This is a genomic window from Nisaea sediminum, assembly GCF_014904705.1.
In the GTDB taxonomy this organism is placed as follows: Bacteria; Pseudomonadota; Alphaproteobacteria; order Thalassobaculales; family Thalassobaculaceae; genus Nisaea; species Nisaea sediminum.
In genome coordinates this window covers 71,772-89,857 of the sequence record NZ_JACZCQ010000013.1, presented here as the reverse complement: position 1 = coordinate 89,857, position 18,086 = coordinate 71,772, and the positions used below count along the sequence as shown (strand labels likewise).

General features: G+C 62.6%; 11 protein-coding genes. 6 read left to right on the top strand and 5 right to left on the bottom strand.

All coding sequences use genetic code 11. The annotated features are described in order from the left end of the window. Positions 1–34: 34 nt before the first annotated feature. Positions 35–1,423: an aspartate aminotransferase family protein gene (locus IG122_RS21495; protein ID WP_193188510.1), complete on the bottom strand. Its 1,389-nt coding sequence runs from the start codon at positions 1,421–1,423 to the stop codon at positions 35–37. 369 nt (positions 1,424–1,792) lie between these two features. Here IG122_RS21495 and IG122_RS21490 point away from each other — a divergent pair, with 369 nt between their 5' ends. The 5 genes from IG122_RS21490 to IG122_RS21470 all read left to right on the top strand — a co-directional run bounded on the left by IG122_RS21490 (position 1,793) and on the right by IG122_RS21470 (position 7,483). Further along, complete coding sequence (locus IG122_RS21490) at positions 1,793–3,376, top strand: ABC transporter substrate-binding protein (protein ID WP_193188509.1); 1,584 nt, start codon at positions 1,793–1,795, stop codon at positions 3,374–3,376. Positions 3,377–3,465: 89 nt separating this feature from the next. Then, positions 3,466–4,452 carry an ABC transporter permease gene (locus IG122_RS21485; protein WP_193188508.1) on the top strand — a complete coding sequence of 329 codons (987 nt, stop codon included), beginning with the start codon at positions 3,466–3,468 and terminating at the stop codon, positions 4,450–4,452. Between the two features lie 10 nt (positions 4,453–4,462). Continuing rightward, complete coding sequence (locus IG122_RS21480) at positions 4,463–5,410, top strand: ABC transporter permease (RefSeq protein ID WP_193188507.1); 948 nt, start codon at positions 4,463–4,465, stop codon at positions 5,408–5,410. After that, a complete protein-coding gene (locus tag IG122_RS21475; RefSeq protein WP_193188506.1) occupies positions 5,410–6,390 on the top strand; it encodes an ABC transporter ATP-binding protein in 981 nt (326 codons plus the stop codon). Before IG122_RS21480 ends, IG122_RS21475 begins: the two co-directional genes overlap by 1 nt. Further along, entirely contained in the window at positions 6,383–7,483 is a 1,101-nt protein-coding gene (locus IG122_RS21470) for an ABC transporter ATP-binding protein (RefSeq protein WP_193188505.1), read from the top strand. The genes IG122_RS21475 and IG122_RS21470 overlap by 8 nt, the downstream gene beginning before the upstream one ends. A gap of 117 nt (positions 7,484–7,600) precedes the next feature. Here IG122_RS21470 and IG122_RS21465 read toward each other — a convergent pair whose 3' ends face one another. Both IG122_RS21465 and IG122_RS21460 read right to left on the bottom strand, forming a co-directional pair. Beyond that, entirely contained in the window at positions 7,601–12,352 is a 4,752-nt protein-coding gene (locus tag IG122_RS21465) for a DUF4347 domain-containing protein (RefSeq protein ID WP_193188504.1), read from the bottom strand. Between the two features lie 326 nt (positions 12,353–12,678). Then, positions 12,679–13,779 carry a helix-turn-helix domain-containing protein gene (locus IG122_RS21460; RefSeq protein WP_193188503.1) on the bottom strand — a complete coding sequence of 367 codons (1,101 nt, stop codon included), beginning with the start codon at positions 13,777–13,779 and terminating at the stop codon, positions 12,679–12,681. 581 nt (positions 13,780–14,360) lie between these two features. On the opposite strand from IG122_RS21460, the gene IG122_RS21455 reads away from it, so the two are divergent. Continuing rightward, on the top strand, positions 14,361–14,822 hold the full coding sequence (locus IG122_RS21455; RefSeq protein WP_193188502.1) for a hypothetical protein: 462 nt from the start codon (positions 14,361–14,363) through the stop codon (positions 14,820–14,822). Between the two features lie 15 nt (positions 14,823–14,837). Here IG122_RS21455 and IG122_RS21450 read toward each other — a convergent pair whose 3' ends face one another. Together IG122_RS21450 and IG122_RS21445 are read right to left on the bottom strand one after the other, a co-directional pair. After that, positions 14,838–16,730, bottom strand: coding sequence for a propionyl-CoA synthetase (locus IG122_RS21450; RefSeq protein WP_193188501.1), 1,893 nt, complete (start codon positions 16,728–16,730; stop codon positions 14,838–14,840). Positions 16,731–16,849: 119 nt separating this feature from the next. After that, positions 16,850–18,061, bottom strand: coding sequence for a hypothetical protein (locus IG122_RS21445; RefSeq protein ID WP_193188499.1), 1,212 nt, complete (start codon positions 18,059–18,061; stop codon positions 16,850–16,852). Between the last annotated feature and the right edge of the window lie 25 nt (positions 18,062–18,086).

Below are 18,086 nucleotides of genomic sequence, written 5' to 3'. Positions count from 1 at the left end.
CGCCGGCCCCGATATTCTTGTCGTATATTCCTGATCAGGCGACGGCCTGGCCTTCCTTGCGCAGGTGATCCAGCGCCCGGTCGAGGCCGCGGCGGAAGCTGGCGAACATCTCGTCGATCTCGGACTCGGAAATCACCAGCGGCGGGCAGAAGGCGATGCTGTCACCGATCGCACGCAGCAGAACGCCTTCCTCGGTGGCGAGGTTGGCCACCATCGTGCCGACGCCCTGGGCGGCCGCGAACGGCTTTTTCGCGGCCTTGTCCTGCATGACCTGGACGGCGCCGACGAGTCCGACGCCGCGCGCCTCGCCGACCAGCGGGTGATCGGCGAAGGACCGGATCGCCTTCTGGAAATACGGAACGACACCCTTCACCCGTTCCATGATGTTTTCCTCGTCGTAGATCTTGAGGGTTTCGAGCGCGACGGCGGCGCAGACCGGGTGGCCGGAATAGGTATAGCCGTGGCCAAAGGCACCGAGCTCGGCGCTCGCCTTCTTCACCGGCTCGTAGATCTTCTCGTTGATGACGGTCGCCGAGATCGGCAGGTAGCTGGAGGACAGCGCCTTGGCGCAGACCAGGATATCCGGCTTCATGTCGAAGGTCTGGGAGCCCCAGTAATTGCCGGTCCGGCCAAAGCCGCAGATCACCTCGTCGGCGACGAAGAGGATGTCGTATTTGTTCAGAACCTTCTGGATTTTCTCAAAATAGGTCTTCGGCGGCACGATGACTCCGCCGGCGCCCATCACCGGCTCGGCCCAGAAGGCGGCAACCGTGTCCGGGCCTTCCTCGACGATGAGGTTCTCGAGATTCTCGGCAAGGCGGGTCGCGTAATCCTCTTCGCTCTCACCCTCGTTCGCACCCATGTAGTAGTGCGGCTCGTCGGTATGGAGGAAATTGGCCAGCGGGGCATCGAAGCCGCGGTGGTTCATCGAGCGTCCGGTCAGGCTGGCGGCGGCCAGCGTGATGCCATGATATCCGTTCACGCGGCCGATGATCTTCTTCTTGTGGTGCCGGCCGAGCGCGTTGTTGTAGTACCAGACGATCTTGATCGCCGTGTCGTTCGCTTCCGAGCCTGAGTTGTTGAAGAACACTTTCGACATCGGCACCGGCATCTTGGAGATCAGCTTTTCAGCCAGGTCGATGCTCGGCAGATGGGCCTTGTGCGCGAAGGTGTGGTAGTAGGGCAGGGTGTCGAACTGCTTCATCGCCGCCTGTTTCAGGCGGTCGTTGTGAAAGCCGAGCGAAGTCGACCAGAGACCGGCCAGCCCTTCGACATAGCGCTTTCCGGAATCGTCAAAGACATAGACGCCTTCCCCGCGCTCGATGATCATCGGGCCCTTCTCTTCGTGCGCGACGAAGTTGGTATAGGGATGCAGGACGTAAGCGACGTCACGCGCCGCCGGTGAATTCGGCTGGAAAGGCATTTCAATTCTCCTTCGGGGACGGCGCCGGGCGGGCCGTGGGGACTATTAGGCAGCATATCACGCCAAACGGAGTTGAAAAGCCTGTGAGCCGGGAGACGGCAAAACCGCATGGCACGGCAATGTTGCGCTGCGAAAAGATCGTGGAAGCATAGGTGTTTCAGGGCAGGGGGTTCTTCGCGTTCTGCGTTGCATACCGCAGTTTTGCTGCCTTTCGAACATGCCAAGGTCATTGACGTCATTATTGTGACGGGGTTTTATGCTCCGATCCCGGCCAACCTGATTCTGCCGGGCCGCGCCGTTGGCATAGCCCTCGCCCTGAAGAGAAGGGTCTGCCCGGTGCGAGACAGAGGCATCATTGGGGAGCATTTTATGCGCAAAGCATTCACCGCCCTTGCGGTCGCGGCAGCCGTTGCCGCTTCCGGAGGCATGGCGGAAGCCAAGACCTTCAAGTGGGGCTTTCAGACCGACACGTCGTCGCTCGATCCGCACGCCCACAACGTGACCTTCACCCTCGGTTTCCTCGGCAACGTCTACGAAGGCCTCGTCCGCCGCGACGCGGACCTGCAGTTCGAGCCGGGCCTGGCCGTGAAGTGGGAAAACGTCGAGCCGACCCGCTGGCGCTTCTATCTGCGCCAGGGTGTGAAGTTCCACAACGGCAACGACTTCAACGCCGACGACGTGGTCTTCTCCTTCGAGCGGACCAATAACGAGGACGCGAACCTGCGCGGCCGCGTGGTCGGCATCACGGAAGTGGTCAAGGTCGACGACTACACCGTCGATTTCATCACCGAGAAGCCGAATCCCATCATCTACTACGAATGGGATACCTGGTTCATGATGGACAAGGAATGGTCCGAAGCCAACGGCGCGACCACTCCGACCAACCTGTCCAAGGGCGTCGAGAGCTTTGCCGCTCACAATGCGAACGGCACCGGCGCCTTCATGATCAAGGAGCGCCAGACCGACGTTAAGACCGTTCTGGTGCCGAACCCGAACTGGTGGGACAAGCCGCAGCACAACCTGACCGAGGTCATCATGACCCCGATCGGCCAGGATGCGACCCGCGTCGCCGCGCTGCTTTCCGGTGAGGTGGACATGGTCTATCCGGTGCCGGTGCAGGACATCGACCGGGTGAACAAGAACGACGGCACCAGCGTGATGGTCGGTCCGGAACTGCGGACCATTTTCCTCTATATGGACCTGTTCCGCGACGAGTTGCTCTATTCCAACGTGAAGGGCAAGAACCCGTTCAAGGACGTCAAGGTCCGTCAGGCGATGTATCACGCGATCGACATCGAGGCGATCAAGAAGAAGATCATGCGCGGCCTCGCCGACCCGTCCGCGATCATGATCTCGCCGAAGCTTTTCGACCGTTCGGAAAACTTCACCCGCCTGCCGTATGACCGCGACAAGGCGAAGGCCCTGTTGGCCGAAGCCGGTTATCCGGACGGGTTCGAGACCCGCATGGACTGCCCGAACGACCGCTATGTCAACGACGAGCAGATCTGCCAGGCGATCGTCTCCATGCTTGCCAAGGTGGGTATCAAGTCGACCCTGGTTGCCGAGCCGAAAGCGAAGTATTTCGCCCGGATCGCTCCGAAGGGCGGTTCCGACTATGCGTTCGGTCTGCTGGGCTGGACTCCGGGCAGCTTCGACTCGCACAACGTGCTGCTCAGCCTGCTGAACACGCCAGACCAGAAGGCCGGCCGCGGCCTCTACAACTACTCGGGCTACAGCAATGCGCGGGTCGACGAACTGACCGACCTGATCGGTTCGGAGACCGACAAGGAAAAGCGCGACGCGATGATCGAGGAAGCCTTCAGGATCACCACCGACGAAGTCGCGACCATTCCGTTGCACCAGCAGGCTCTGGCCTGGGGCAAGCGCGACAACATCGAGCTGAAGCAGCGCGCGGACAACCAGTTCCGCTTCTACTACGTCAACGTGAAGTAACTCACGGGCGACAAAGTGCGGGCCGGTCCACGGGGACCGGCCCCACCCTTTTGAAATATCTGCCAACCTGCCGGAAAGCGTGACCGTTTATGGCCGCATTCATTCTTCGCCGGCTGGCCCAGTCCATCCTTGTGATGCTCGTGGTCAGCCTCGTTGCCTTCTACATGTTCCAGTTCCTGGGCGATCCGATCAATCAGATGGTCGGGATCGACACGCCGCTCGCCGAGCGCGAAGCGCTGCGTGAGCGCCTGGGTCTCAACGATCCGATGATCATCCGCTTCGGCAAGTTCGTCCTGAACGCCGCGCAGCTGGATTTCGGCCTGTCCTACCAGCATAAGCAGCCGGTCGTGGATCTGCTGATGGAGCGCATGCCGGCGACGATCGAACTCAGCTTCGTCTCCGCGATCATCGCCTTCTTTCTTGCGCTGCCGGCCGGGGTCTATACCGGGCTCTACCGGAACCGCTGGAGCAGCAAGGCGCTGCTGACGCTCTCGCTGGTCGGGATCTCGATACCGACCTTCCTGATCGGTATCCTTTTCATTTATCTCTTCGCGGTGATCCTCCACTGGCTGCCCTCGTTCGGGCGAGGCGACGTGATCACGCTGCCGGGCGGGTGGACCACCGGTCTGCTGACCGTGAGCGGTCTGAAGGCGATCATCCTGCCGGCAACCACGCTCGGCCTCTTCACCCTGACGCTGATCATGCGCCTGATCCGGGCGGAGATGCTGGAAGTGCTGCGGACGGACTACATCAAGTTCGCGCGTGCCCGCGGTCTCACCAACCGGGCCGTCAATTTCGGCCATGCGCTGAAGAACACGCTGGTGCCGGTCATCACAGTCACCGGTCTGCTGCTCGGCAATCTGATCGCCTTCGCGATCATCACCGAGAGCGTGTTCCAATGGCCCGGCATGGGACGGCTGTTCCTGCAGGCGATCCAGGAAGTCGACCTTCCGGTGATGTCCGCCTACCTGGTGATGATTTCGTTCCTCTTCGTCGTGATCAACCTGATCGTGGACATTCTCTATTACGTCGTCGATCCGCGCCTGCGGGTCGAAAAGTCCGGCGGCGGGCACTGAGGGCAGGACAATGACCGATACGACAAGTCCCAAAGCGGCAACCCGTCCCAGCCTCCTCTACCGGATCTGGGACCACGAACTCTGCTACAGCTTCCGCAAGTCGCACCTGACGGTCGGCGCGGCGGTTGTGACCCTCATCCTTATCCTCTCGGCTGTCTTCGCAAACATCATCGCGCCGCATAACCCGTTCGACACCGCCTCCATCGACCTGATGGATTCCGAACTGCCTCCGGCCTGGGTAGAGGACGGCGATCAGCGCTTCCTGCTCGGCACCGACAATCTCGGGCGAGACATTTATTCGACGATCCTTTACGGCATGCGGATCTCCCTGCTGGTCGGATTTGCGAGCGTGATCCTGTCCGCCGTGATCGGCATCGCCGCCGGACTGATCGCCGGTTATGTCGGCGGCAAGGTCGATGCGGTGATCATGCGGATCGCCGACATCCAGCTCTCCTTCCCGACGATCCTGATCGCACTTCTGATCGACGGCATTTCGCGCGGCATCCTCGATCGCGAACTGCACGAGGCGATGATCATTCCGGTGCTCGTCCTGTCGATCGGGATTTCGAACTGGGTGCAGTATGCCCGTACCGTCCGCGGCTCGACCCTGGTCGAGCGGAACAAGGAATATGTCCAGGCGGCCCGGGTCATCGGCCTGCATCCGATCCTGATCATGATCCGGCACGTGCTGCCGAACGTGATGGGGCCGGTTCTGGTCATCGCGACGCTCGGTCTCGCCTTCGCGATCCTGACGGAAGCGACGCTGTCCTTCCTTGGCGTCGGCATGCCGCCGACCCAGCCGTCGCTCGGCACCCTCATCCGGATCGGCAACGACTTCCTGTTCTCGGGGCTCTGGTGGATCTCGATCTTCCCGGGCGCGACTCTTGCCATCCTCGTTCTTGCAGTCAATCTCCTCGGAGACTGGCTCCGCGACGCCCTCAACCCGAAGCTGCGCTAATGTCGAACCATCTTCTCGAAGTCAGAAACCTGCGGATCGAATTTCCCACGCGAAAGGGAATTCTGACGGCCATCGACGATGTGTCCTTTCATATCGACGAGGGCGAAGTGCTCGGCGTGGTCGGTGAGTCCGGCGCCGGAAAATCTCTCACCGGGGCTGCCATCATCGGCCTGCTGGAACCGCCGGGTCGTGTCGCCGGCGGGGAAATCCTGCTCGAGGGCCGGCGCATCGACAATCTCGGTTACGAGGAGATGCGGCGAATCCGCGGGCGCCAGATCGGCGCGATCTTCCAGGATCCGCTGACCAGCCTCAATCCTCTCTACACGGTCGGCCGTCAGCTGACGGAAACGATCATGACCCACACGGACATGACCCCGACCAAGGCGCGCGAACGGGCGATCGAGATGCTGACCCAGGTCGGCATTCCGGCTCCGGAGCGGCGGGTGGACCAGTATCCGCACCAGTTCTCCGGCGGCATGCGCCAGCGCGTCGTCATCGCCCTCGCGCTCTGCGTCAATCCGCGTCTCGTTGTGGCGGACGAGCCGACCACCGCACTCGACGTCTCGATCCAGGCACAGATCATCGCGCTTCTGAAGAAGCTCTGCCGCGAGCACGGTACGGCGGTGATGCTGGTGACCCACGACATGGGTGTCATTGCCGAGACCGCGGACCGGGTGGCCGTCATGTATGCCGGCCGCATCGCCGAGATCGGCCCGGTGAAGCAGGTGGTCAAACAGGCCAAGCATCCGTATACGGAGGGCCTGATGGGCTCGATCCCGATGATCGGCCACACCGACGAGAAGCTGCGCCAGATCGAGGGCTCGATGCCGCGCCTGACCAATATCCCGACCGGCTGCGCCTTCAATCCGCGCTGTCCGAAGGCTTTCGACCGCTGCTTCAAGGAGCGGCCGGACACGATCCCGGTGGACGGTACCGAAGTCGCCTGCTGGCTCTATGACAAGGAGGCGGCCAATGTCTGAGCAAGCCGTCGCAACGCACGAGACCGTCGATCACGAGCACCTGAAGAAGGGCGCGCCGATCCTCGCGGTCAAATCGCTGAAGCGCTATTTCGACGTTTCCGCGCCCTGGCTGAACCGGGTGCTGGAAGGCCAACCGAAGCAGATCCTGAAGGCCGTCGACGGCATTGATTTCGAGATCAAGGCGGGCGAGACCTTCAGCCTGGTCGGCGAGTCCGGTTGCGGCAAGTCCACCGTCGCCAAGCTGATCGTCGGCCTGCACGGACCGAGCAGCGGTTCGATCGAGTTCGAGGGCAGGGACATCGCCGGCCTCTCGCGTACCGAGATGGCGCCGATCCGCCGCCGACTGCAGATGATCTTCCAGGACCCCTATGCCAGCCTCAATCCGCGCTGGAAGGTCCGCGACATCATCGCCGAGCCGATCCGGGCCTTCGACCTCGCCAAGAACGAGGACGCGGTGTCGGACCGGGTCGGCGAGCTGCTGACCCAGGTCGGCCTCTCGCCGGTCGACGGAGAGAAATATCCGCACGAGTTCTCCGGCGGCCAGCGTCAGCGCATCTCCATCGCCCGCGCCCTTGCGAGCGAGCCGGACTTCCTGGTCTGCGACGAGCCGACCTCGGCGCTCGACGTCTCGGTGCAGGCGCAGATCCTGAACCTGATGCGCGACCTGCAGAGGGAACTGGGGCTGACCTATCTCTTCATCAGCCACAACCTCGCCGTGGTCTGCCATGTCTCGGACCGGGTCGGCGTGATGTATCTCGGCCGCCTGGCCGAGGTGGCGCCGTCCAAGATCCTGTTCAGCCGCCCGCGCCATCCCTATACGCGGATGCTGCTGGACACGATCCCTGACCTGGAGATGACCGGCCGCGAGCGCATGCCGGTGGGCGGCGAGGTGCCGAACCCGATCACGCCGCCGCCGGGCTGCGCCTTCCACCCGCGCTGCCCCTTCGCGAACGAGCGCTGCAAGACCGAGCGTCCGGAACCGAGAGCGATCGGCGACGGCGCCATCGTCGCCTGCCACGGCGTCGAGGAAGGCCGCGTGCCGGACGATCCGATCATGGCCAAGGTCGCTGTCCCGGAAGGCCTGAACGCCTGACCGCGAACGATAAACAGAAGTATCTGTCATCCCCCTTTTGGGGGATGACCTGTTTTCAGGCATGGCCCGATGCGCGGACCATCGCTTCTTGGATACGGGAACGAGGCGCGCAGATCCCTAGATCAGGTCCCATCCGGCAGTCGCGTTTAGTCCGAGGCTCGAGACGGGGACGCCGATCAGGGTGACGGTGCCGCCGCCCGAAAGCGTGAGGACGGTATTGCCCGCGCTTTCCGCCGAGCTATAGGTCTGGCCGTCATCGAACTGGAGGCTGTCGATCCCGGCCTGAAAATCATTCACCTGATCGTTGCCGCCGCCGCTCCCGAAGACGAAGGTATCTGCGCCGTCGCCGCCGACCAGCGTGTCGTCGCCGTTATTCCCCGCGAGACGGTCGTTCCCGGCATTTCCGCTGATCAGATCGTTGCCCTGGCCGCCATAGAGCGTATCGTTTCCGAGATTGCCGTTGAGCGTGTCGTCGCCGCTATTGCCGTAGACGATGTCGTTGTCCTGGCCACCATAGAGCACGTCCGCGTCCTGGCCGCCCGAGAGCGTGTCGTCACCCTTGTTGCCGTAAACCACATCGTTGTCGTTGTCGCCGTGGACGGTATCCGCTCCCTGGCCGCCATAGAGCGTGTCCATGCCGCCGCCACCGAAGACAAAGTCAATGCCCTGGTTGCCGTAGAGGATGTCCTCTCCGAAGCCGGACCCGATGGTGTCCGCACCTCCGCCGCCGAGCAATGTATCGTCCTCGGCGCCGAGAGAGATGAACTGGCTGGCATCGTCGGCGGTTACGTAATTGTCTCCGGCGCCGCCAGTGATCGTGGTCTGCCCGAGGATCGACGCGAATTCGATATTGTCCAGCTGCAGGGTACTGCCGGAAGGCAGATTGCGCAGATCGATCACGAATGCCTCGGACTGGGTGGAACCGTCCCCGGATGCGGTGCCGCTGAGAACGATCGGCTCGGTCAATGATGACTTCGTCGTTGTGGGAATGATCGTCCGGATATCAAGCGTCGAACTGTTGGCCAGTCCGTTCAGGAAAGCCCGCGCTCCGACAACCAGATCCGTCCCGGCACTTGAGTTGCGGCCGTCGATTGCCAAGACCAGGGAGTTGACGGCATCGCCGCCGCTCTGAGCGACCGCGGGACCGCTCGAGGTGAGCGTCGTGCCGCTCGGCAGGGTGGCGGTGACGACGTTGCCGTTGTTGCCGGTATTCTGAACGATTGCGGCGCTGCCGGAGGTCGAGCCATTGTTCGCGATGGTGCGGGCGCCGCCGGAGCTTGTGTCCGACGGGTCGTCGCTGACAACCACGGGACCGGTGCCGCCGTTGCCGGACCCGCTTCCGGATCCGCTGGAGGGGACCGCGAAAGTCAGGGTCGTGTTGCCCCCGGTCACCGATGCCGAAATGGTCAGATTGCTGCCGGTGCCGGAAAGGGTCAGGGTGCGGCCCGCCGTCAGATCGATGGTGCTGCCGAGCGTGGTCCCGTTGAGAGCGCTCAGGTCCGTGCTTTCGATCGTTATCACGTCGCCCGCGGCGAGTCCGGAGATGGTGTCTCCGTTGAAGTCGTTGGCGGTGCCGGAGAATGTGTCGCTGCCGGCGCCGCCGACAAGCGTATCGGCACCGCCGCCACCAATGATGAGATCCGCTCCGTCACCGCCGGAAATCAGATCCGCCCCGGCGCCGCCGTTCAGGGAATCGCCTCCGGCGCCGCCGTCGATCGTGTCTGCTCCGGCACTGCCGGTAACCGCCTGGTTCCCGGCGGAGCCGGTAATGACGAAGTGATCGCTCGCCGCGTCGCTTGCGGTCAGGGTATGGCTGACGGCCTGCGCGGCGGTCAGCGTGATGGTCTGGGTGCCGGCGTCGGCGGCCGTTGCGATGGTCTCGAGGGCGCCGAGGCTGGCGCTGGAGATATCTCCTGTACTGGTGACGGTGATCGTGTTCGTCCCGGCGGCGGTGACGGTGCCGGAGAACCCGTTCAGCTGTGCGGCCGTCATGGTGGCGGAGGCACCGGTGCCGGACAGGGTCAGGTTCTCGATGCCCGAGATGGTGGCGCCGGAAATGTTCGCGCCGTTGCCGAGCGACAATGTGTCATTGACAGTGCCTTCACCCGTCAGCGTGCCGGTCAGCGTCAATGTGCCGGTGTCGAAGGTTACGGCATCGGTATTCGAGGTCGCCGTGACGCTGTGTCCGGCATTGGTGATCGTGATGGTCCGGGCGTTGGTGCTGTCGTCCCCGAAGATGTAGTTCTCGATCGCGGACTGCGTGCTGAAATTGCCGTCGCCGGAGAGCGTGACGGTCTCGGTCCCGCCCGCCGTGATCGTGCCGCCGGCGAAGGTGCTCAGCTGCGACACGGTCATCGTGACCGAGGCGTTTCCCGCCAAGGTCAGGTTCTCGACCCCGGTGACGGTGGCGCCGGAGATGTTGCTCCCGGTCGTCATCTGGATCAGGTCGGTGCCCGCTCCGCCCGAGAGCGTGCCGGTGTAGGTCAGGCCCTGGAAGGTGAAGGTGTCATTGCCGGTCGAGCCTGTGATTTCCTGAGCAGCGCCGGCTATGGTGACCGCGTTGGCCGCCCCGAGGATGTATTTCTCGACTTCTGTCGCCGTCTGGAGGCCGTTGGTGGCGGCCGAAATGGTGATGACATCGGCACCCGGGGCGGTGACCGAGGAGAACGCATCATGCTGGGCTTCCGTCATGGTGACCGAAGCGCCGCCGTTGAGCGTCAGAGTCTCGAAGCCGGAGACCGTGGCCCCGGAGATGTTGGCGCCGTTGCCGAGCTGCAAGGTATCGGTGCCGGTACCGCCGTTCAGCGTGCCGGTCGCAGTCAGCGAGCCGACATTGACGGTATCGTTTCCGGTGCTGCCCGTCAGGTTCTGGGCGGCAGTCCCGAGCGTGAAGGTGATGCCGCCGGTGCCGAGCACATAGGTCTCGACGGCCGCGTTTCCGGTCGTGACCGTGTCGCCGCCGGTTGCGGAGAAAGTGATCTGTTCGGTGCCGGACGCGGTGACAGTGCCGGTGAAACCGTCATGCTGCGCCACACTCATCGTGACGGAGGCGCCGCTTCCGAGCGTCAGGTTCTCGACCGCCGTGACGGTGCCGCCGGAGATGTCGGCGCCCGTCGCAAGCTGCAGCGTGTCGTTGACGGTGCCCTCGCCGGTTATGGTCCCGGTATAGGTCAGGCCGCCGGCATCGAAGGTGACGGCATCGGTCGTCGATGTGGCACTGACGCTGTGCCCGGCACCAGTGATCGTGATGGTGCGGGCGTTGGTGCTGTCATCCCCGACGACATAGCTCTCGATCGCCGACTTGGTGCTGAAACTGCCGTCGCCGGAGAGCGTCACCGTCTCGCTGCCGGCGGCGGTGATCGTACCTGTGAAGCCGTTGAACTGGGCTGTCGTCATGGTGACGGAGGCACCGCTTCCGAGCGTCAGGTTCTCGACCGCCGTGACTGTGCCGCCGGAGATGTTGGCGCCTGTCGCGAGCTGCAGCGTGTCGTTGACGGTGCCTTCGCCGGTTATGGTCCCGGTGTAGGTCAGCCCGCCGACATCGAAGGTGACGGCGTCGGAGCTCGAATTCGCCGTGACACTGGTGTTGGCGGCGCCGAGGGTAATGGTGCGGGCGTTCGTGCCGTCGTCCCCGACGGAGAAGGTCTCGACATTGGCGAGCGTTGTGAAACTGCCGTTGCCGCTGATGTTGATCGTTTCCGAACCGGCCGCCGTGATCGTGCCGGTGAACTGAGACATCTGGCTGGCCAGCATGGTGACAGACGCGCCGGACTCGAGCGTCAGGTTCTCGAAATTGCTGACCGTTGCGATCGTAAGGTTGTCGCCGGTATCGAGCACCAGCGTATCCGAGCCGCCGACGCCACCGTCCAGCTCCGCTCCGAAGCTGTCGAGCGCTGCTGTGGATTTCACAGTCTGGTTGGCGCCGGCACTTCCGAAGACGTTATGTCCCCCTGAGCCAAGGGTGATGGTAAATGCGCCATTGAGATTGAAGACTTCGATATTGGCGGCATTGGCGCCGTCTATGATGCCGTCGCCGTTTGCCGAGCTCAGCGTGATCCTCTCGACACCGGCTGCGCCGTTGAAGGTGGTGAAACCCTCGTACTGGGTCTCCGACATCGTGACGGTGACATTGTTGCCGATGTTCATCGTCTCGAAATTCGTGAGCGAGGTCAGCTGTGTCAGGTCCGTCCCGGTCTGGGAGATCACCAGCGTATCGGTTCCGGCGCCGCCGTCCGCCGTCGAGCCCGTCGTATGCGTCGAGGATGCGATCGTCAGGCTGTCGTCGGTCCCGGCCAAGGGGGTCGCCGGCGTCAGATTGGTGCCATTCGTGCTGTTGAAACCGGCGTTGTTCGACGAAACGGCGACCATGAGAGAATGCGGGTAGGCAGACAGCGCCGGCTTGGAGAACAGAGCTGCGGCCGCGGGCAGGCCCGCCCATCCGGCGCAGCCGCCAAGATCGGTGGCCGAAGCCTCTACCGATACCTCGAGAATCCTGCCGAGCGAGTCGATAAACCGCTCGCCGTCATTTTCGGTCCCGACGGAGCAGGCGGCCAGAACAAGCTCTGCGCCCGGCGCCAATGCCGCCTTGATATTCGCGAGAGCGTCTTTCCGGGAGCGCAGCGAATCGTCGTCGATCCGCTTGCCGGAGAGCTCGATCATGCCGGGCGATCCGTGCGCCATGATAACGAGCCGGTCCACGCCCCGAGTGCCTGCAAGGCCGCGGAAGTCTGTAAGGAAAGACGCAATCTCTCCGAGCGGGTCCCGGGTATCTGAAAGGAAGCGGACGACAGCGTCGGGTTTCAAGCCCGACAACAGAACTTCCGGTTCCGTCACAGCTCGATCGACGATTACGATGGTATTCATGGCCATTGCATTTATCCAAATGCCGGCGCGCTTCTTCGTTGGAAGAAGTCGCAACTTTTCAGTCGGGGAATCTAGAGAGCTAAGAGGTAGGCTGCCTGCCGGGTGTCCGGAAATTTGTACAGAGTGTCCGTATTTGATCGAGATCACGCACGATCAACCGATCGGCAGGGGGGGGGACACGCCTTAGTATGAAAAAATGCGAGCGATTACCTGAAGATCGTTATCGCAAATCCCGGCGGTCAAGTCGTCGTTTCAGGCTGGCCGGTGCCGGGTCGCCGCTTAAGCCTCGACAAAAGGACACCTCCGCCGAAACGCCGGCCCTGGAGCCGCTCCTAGAGATTGTGCACCCAGGCCTCGTGCCGCCTGTCCACGCCGGGCGTCTTCATGCCTTCGGCAACCAGCAACCGATGGCCCGCGGCGCGCACATCCCCCGGAGTAACGCCATACCTGGCACGGAAGGCGCGCACGAATGCCGCGTCGCTGGTATAGCTCGCCTCCATCGCAATATCGTAGATCGACAGATGCGCCGTGCTCTTGTCGGTGAGCATGATGAGCGCGCGCCGGAGCCTTCGTCTCCGAATATAATTTGCGACCCCACCGAGCTGCTCGAACAGTTCGTAGAGCTTGGTTCGCGACAGCCCGACCTTGCCGGTGATCCAGTCCACGCTGAGCTCGGGATTTCCGAGATTTGCCTCGATAAGACGCCGGATGATGGTCATACGGGCCATGGATGCACCGGACGTCTGCCGCGGGTCGTCCGGTGATATCACGGCGTTCAGGCACGCTGCTGCCAAACCGATCGTCGCCGGCGAAATTTCGACCGCCTGACGTGCCGTCATCTGAGACGAGAGGGATTTCAGCGAAACCATGTGATCGCGCAGGAGATGAACCATCGGTTCGTCCGCGGTCAGCACCCGCAGATGCTGGCTGCCACGGTCCTTCAGCTGCTCGTCGAGCATGGAACGGGGAATGAAGAGCGAGAGATTGGAGAAATTGTTGGTTCTTGTGACGACTTGTTCTGCCAGGTCAAAAATAACCAGCCCGTGCTTCGGAAAGGATCGAGTGCCTTCCGAGGTTTCCCAGAGCATGTCTCCATGCTCATAGACCTGGATCATGTAGTGATCCATGCCGTCTTTCGCCATGAGGGCGGGAGTCCGGCTCCACCGTTGCTGGAGCGTCTGGGTTCGCGCGAGCATGATCGAGCCGAACAGGTTCGCGTCGATTGAGGCCTCGAACGGCCCCTGCCGGATCTCACGCTCCGCTTCTACCTCGAAAATACAGGAGATGCTGTCGCGCCAAAGGTCATAGCGCTCTTTCTCGGGAACCCCATCCAGCGTGAAACGCGCATGGGGGAGCGGATCGTCGTTTGGGCATTCGGCGCTGGCGGGTGAACCCTGCCCTGCTGTCCCTGTCTGTTGCGTCACATCGGTCATTCGCAATCCGGATTATGCGGGGGCAGAGCCGCAATAAATCGTGGGCAGATTCATCTAACGCCCCTTCGTCGGCAACGCGTTGCCGCCGTCCTCCGTCAGAACGTCCGTCTCCGCCACGTTTTTGTCGAAAAATACGAACGTGTTCAGGTGCAACATTGCCCCCTCGACCCCGGCAAGCGCCGCGCTGCTGCCGCAAGAATTAGATTGAGAATAAGCATATCGTCGTTAAGTTGATGAAAAGTCAAAACGATTATGATGGTATGCGTGGTTTTTGTGATCGCCTCTCTGCCGTTCTGATGAGTATTTACGTTTTTGAAATCTTGAAACGGCCGGAATTGTCTTGGCTGCTACGTTTTCTGAAATCAGAAACTAAATTTTGGAGACTTTTAGGGGAGCCACGGATCGTGGATGGCTCACTGCGGGCAGGGTGGCCCCGTGCCTGACGATCCGAGCATAGCCGAGATATCGTTCCCCGGGTTCTCACGTGCGTGGGGATGACGCCAATTTGGTATTTTTTCTTTGAGTTTGAGTTCCAGGCACCGATTTGCTCAACTTCCCCGGGTCTGTTCTGGGGAGTTCGCGTGCGCAAGACCGCCATATCCATTCTCGTCCATCCCGCGACGCTGATCCTCTCCACATTGCTCGTCATGGCAATGGCGGCGGTGGTCGGCGGCGGGATCGTGCCGGCCTTTCTCGAGAGCCTGAAACCGGGTATCGCCGCGGAAGATCTCGAGCTGACCGACGATATCGCGGTCATCCTCGTGACCTTCGGGGTGTTCCTCGAAGAGCGGGAACTGCTGGCCAAGCGCATATTCGGCGAGGAGATGCCCGCCCAGGAGCATCTGATGAACGAGCACGCTGAGTTTTACGGCGCGGTGCTGCTCCTCGTCGGGCTCGTCATGGAGATCGTCGATCAGGCTTTCGAGCCGCTGCTGCTGGACAACGGTCTCGCGACCGCGGGGCTCGGCCTGATGGTATTATTCCATGCGACGACCATTCTGGTCGGTCTCGGCTACGTCCTGACCTTCTTCCGGCGGGCGTGAGGCGCGGCGGAAAGGCTACTTGGCGTAGCCGATCCCCTTCAGCGCGTCGGCGATCTCGGGAAGGATCGACGGATCGTCGATCGTGGCCGGCATCGGATAGCTCTCGCCGTCGGCGATCTTCTGCATGGTGCCGCGGAGGATCTTGCCCGACCGGGTCTTCGGCAGGCGCTGCACGATCGTCGCCTGCTTGAAGGCGGCGACCGGGCCGATCCTGTCGCGGACCATCTGCACCAGCTCCTTCAGGATCTGCTCCTCCGGCGTATTGACGCCGTCCTTCAGCACGACGAAGCCAAGCGGAACCTGACCCTTGAGCTGGTCGGCGACGCCGATCACGGCGCATTCGGCGACGGCCGGATGGTTCGCCAGGACCTCCTCCATGCCGCCGGTCGAGAGCCGGTGGCCAGCGACATTGATGATGTCGTCGGTCCGGCTCATCACGTAGAGATAGCCGTCCTCGTCCATGTAGCCGGCATCTCCGGTCTTGTAGTAGCCGGGATAGTCCGCGAGGTAGCTCTCGACATAGCGCTCGTCGTTCTGCCAGAGCGTCGGCAGGGCGCCCGGCGGCAGCGGCAGCTTGATGGAGATCGCGCCGACATCGCCGCGCTTCACTTCCTTGCACGCCTCGTCGAGGATCTGCACGTCCCATCCGGGAACCGCGCGCGTCGGCGAACCCGCCTTGACCGGAAGCTGCTCGATGCCGAGGCAGTTCGAGGCGATCGGCCAGCCGGTCTCGGTCTGCCACCAGTGATCGACCACTGGCACCTTCAACTTGTCCTCGCACCAGTGCAGCGTGTCGGGATCGCAGCGCTCGCCGGCGAGGAACTGGGCCTTGTAGTGGCTCATGTCGTAGTTCGCCAGCAGCTTGCCGTCCGGATCCTCCTTCTTGATCGCGCGGATCGCGGTCGGCGCGGTGAACATGGTGGAGACCTTGTGCTCCGAGATCACCCGCCAGAAGGCGCCCGCGTCCGGCGTGCCGACCGGCTTGCCCTCGTAGAGCATGGTGGTGCAGCCGTGGAAGAGCGGGGCGTACACGATATAGGAATGGCCGACCACCCAGCCGACGTCGGAAGCGGCCCAGAAGACCTCGCCCGGATCGACGCCGTAGATGTTCTTCATCGACCATTTGAGGGCGACGATATGGCCACCGGTCGCCCGGACGACGCCCTTCGGCACACCGGTGGTGCCGGAGGTGTAGAGGATATAGGCGGGGTCGGTCGCCTTGACCTCGGCGCAGGCGGCAGGCGTGGCACCTTCATGCGCCGCGTTCCACTCGATGTCGCGGTCCTCGGTCAGTTTCGCCTCGGCCATCGGGCGTTGGTAGACGATGCAATGGTCCGGCTTGTGCTTCGCCATCTCGATGGCGCCGTCGAGCAGCGGCATATAGGCGACGGTCCGGCCGGGTTCGATGCCGCAGGAGGCGGTGACGATCAGCTTCGGCTTGCAGTCGTCGATGCGTTTGGCGAGCTCGTTCGAGGCGAAGCCGCCGAAGACGACGGAATGCACCGCGCCGATCCTGGTGGTCGCCAGCATGGCAATTGCGGCCTCGGGGATCATCGGCATGTAGATGATCACGCGGTCGCCGTAGCCGACGCCATATTTCTCCAGAACGCCGGCGAAGGCCGCGACCTTGTCCGTCAGTTCGCTGTAGGTGAAGCTCTGCTTGGTCTTGGTGACCGGGCTGTCGTAGATCAGCGCGGCCTGCGCGCCGCGGCCGTCTTCGACATGGCGGTCGAGGGCGTTGTAACAGGTGTTGGTCGTGCCGCCTTCGAACCAGCGGTAAAAGGGCGGCCTGCTCGCATCCAGGACCTTTTCCCAGCGCTTGAACCAGAAAACGTCGTCTGCCGCCTCGCCCCAGAAACCTTCCGGATCTTCCAGCGAGCGCCGATAGACCTCATCGAACTGGCCCATACCGCGAACCTCCCCTCAGTCTTGTCTTTTCAGGTTATTTGCGCCCTATGGTCGACGCCGACCGGATGCAAATCAAGTCCCAGATTGCCGCATCCGCGAGTGCTTGGGGATGATGTGGATCAACCGAACAGCTTGCCCATGATGCCGCCCTGCGCCTTGCCGTCGCCGGTCTCGTCCGCCACGTCTTCGCGGGCGGACTGCTGGACATGGGCCTTCTGCAGTTCGGCACGGTCGTGTCGGATGAAATCATCCACCGCACGGCCCTGAAACCGGACCAGACCAAGCTCCTCCAGCGGAGGGATCGCTCTCTCGTCGATACAGTTGAACACGATGCAGTTCTCCGGTCCCAGCCTCTCCAGCGCGCCGGTGAAAGCCGTCCAGTCCGCCGCATTCTCGGGGTTCAAGTGCTGGTCCCACATGAACTTCACGAAGGCGAAGCGCGCCGGATCGACCTCCAGCTTGGACAGCGAGGTCCAGCGCACGCCGTCGAGCGCGATCGGGAAATGCTCCCGCTCCAGGATATCGACCATGGCATCGAAATCGCCGCGCTCGTGCAGCGCCTCGACATAGGGAACCTCGAGGATCACGCGCTTGCGGCTGTTCATCGGAATGGAATCGAATGCCTCGTCCAGCTCGCCCTCGTTCACGACAGCGCTGTTCACGTTGACGGTGTAGGTCTTGCCGGTCTTCATCCGATCGTCGATGAGATGATCGAGCATGCGAACGTCGATCACCTCGATGATTTTCTCGAAAAGCCAGGGATTGGCCCGGATATCCTGGCCGAACATATCGTCGAGAACGTCGATCGAGACCGTAAGAGCGCCCGCCATCGGCACAGGATCATGCGGTTTCGAGAGATCCCAGATCGTCTGCTCGCGGACTAGGTTGGAGATGTCCGCATTGCTCAAGGACTCGAACAGACTGAAAAAGCCCTCGAGATCGCTGTCCTCGCCTCCTGGTCGAGGAGTGTCCGGCTGCTCGGCAATCAGGCGTTTGCAGAGCTTTGTAAGCTTGGCCGCTTCGGTGGAAAGCCGGAACTGCTGTCGCCGCGCCTCACCCCGCCCGCTGCGCTTCAGAAATTCGCCGAGCCGGTCTATCGCAGCGACGGTCTTTGCCGCCGACGCGTTCGGGGTGACGAGCGCGACCAGGTGATGCGGTAGGCGGTATAGGTCGCCGGGCGCGATGTTGATGCGCGCGATCAGCGTGCGGAAAAAGATCGGATCGCCGATATGCGGAATGGATGAGAGATCGATGACGATGGCCGTCAGATCCTCATGCTCACGCTCCGCGCTTTCGACGATCGCCAGTAGTTCCGCTTCTTGGGTGCGCATCGGGTTTCCGCAATTGGCCTGCTGG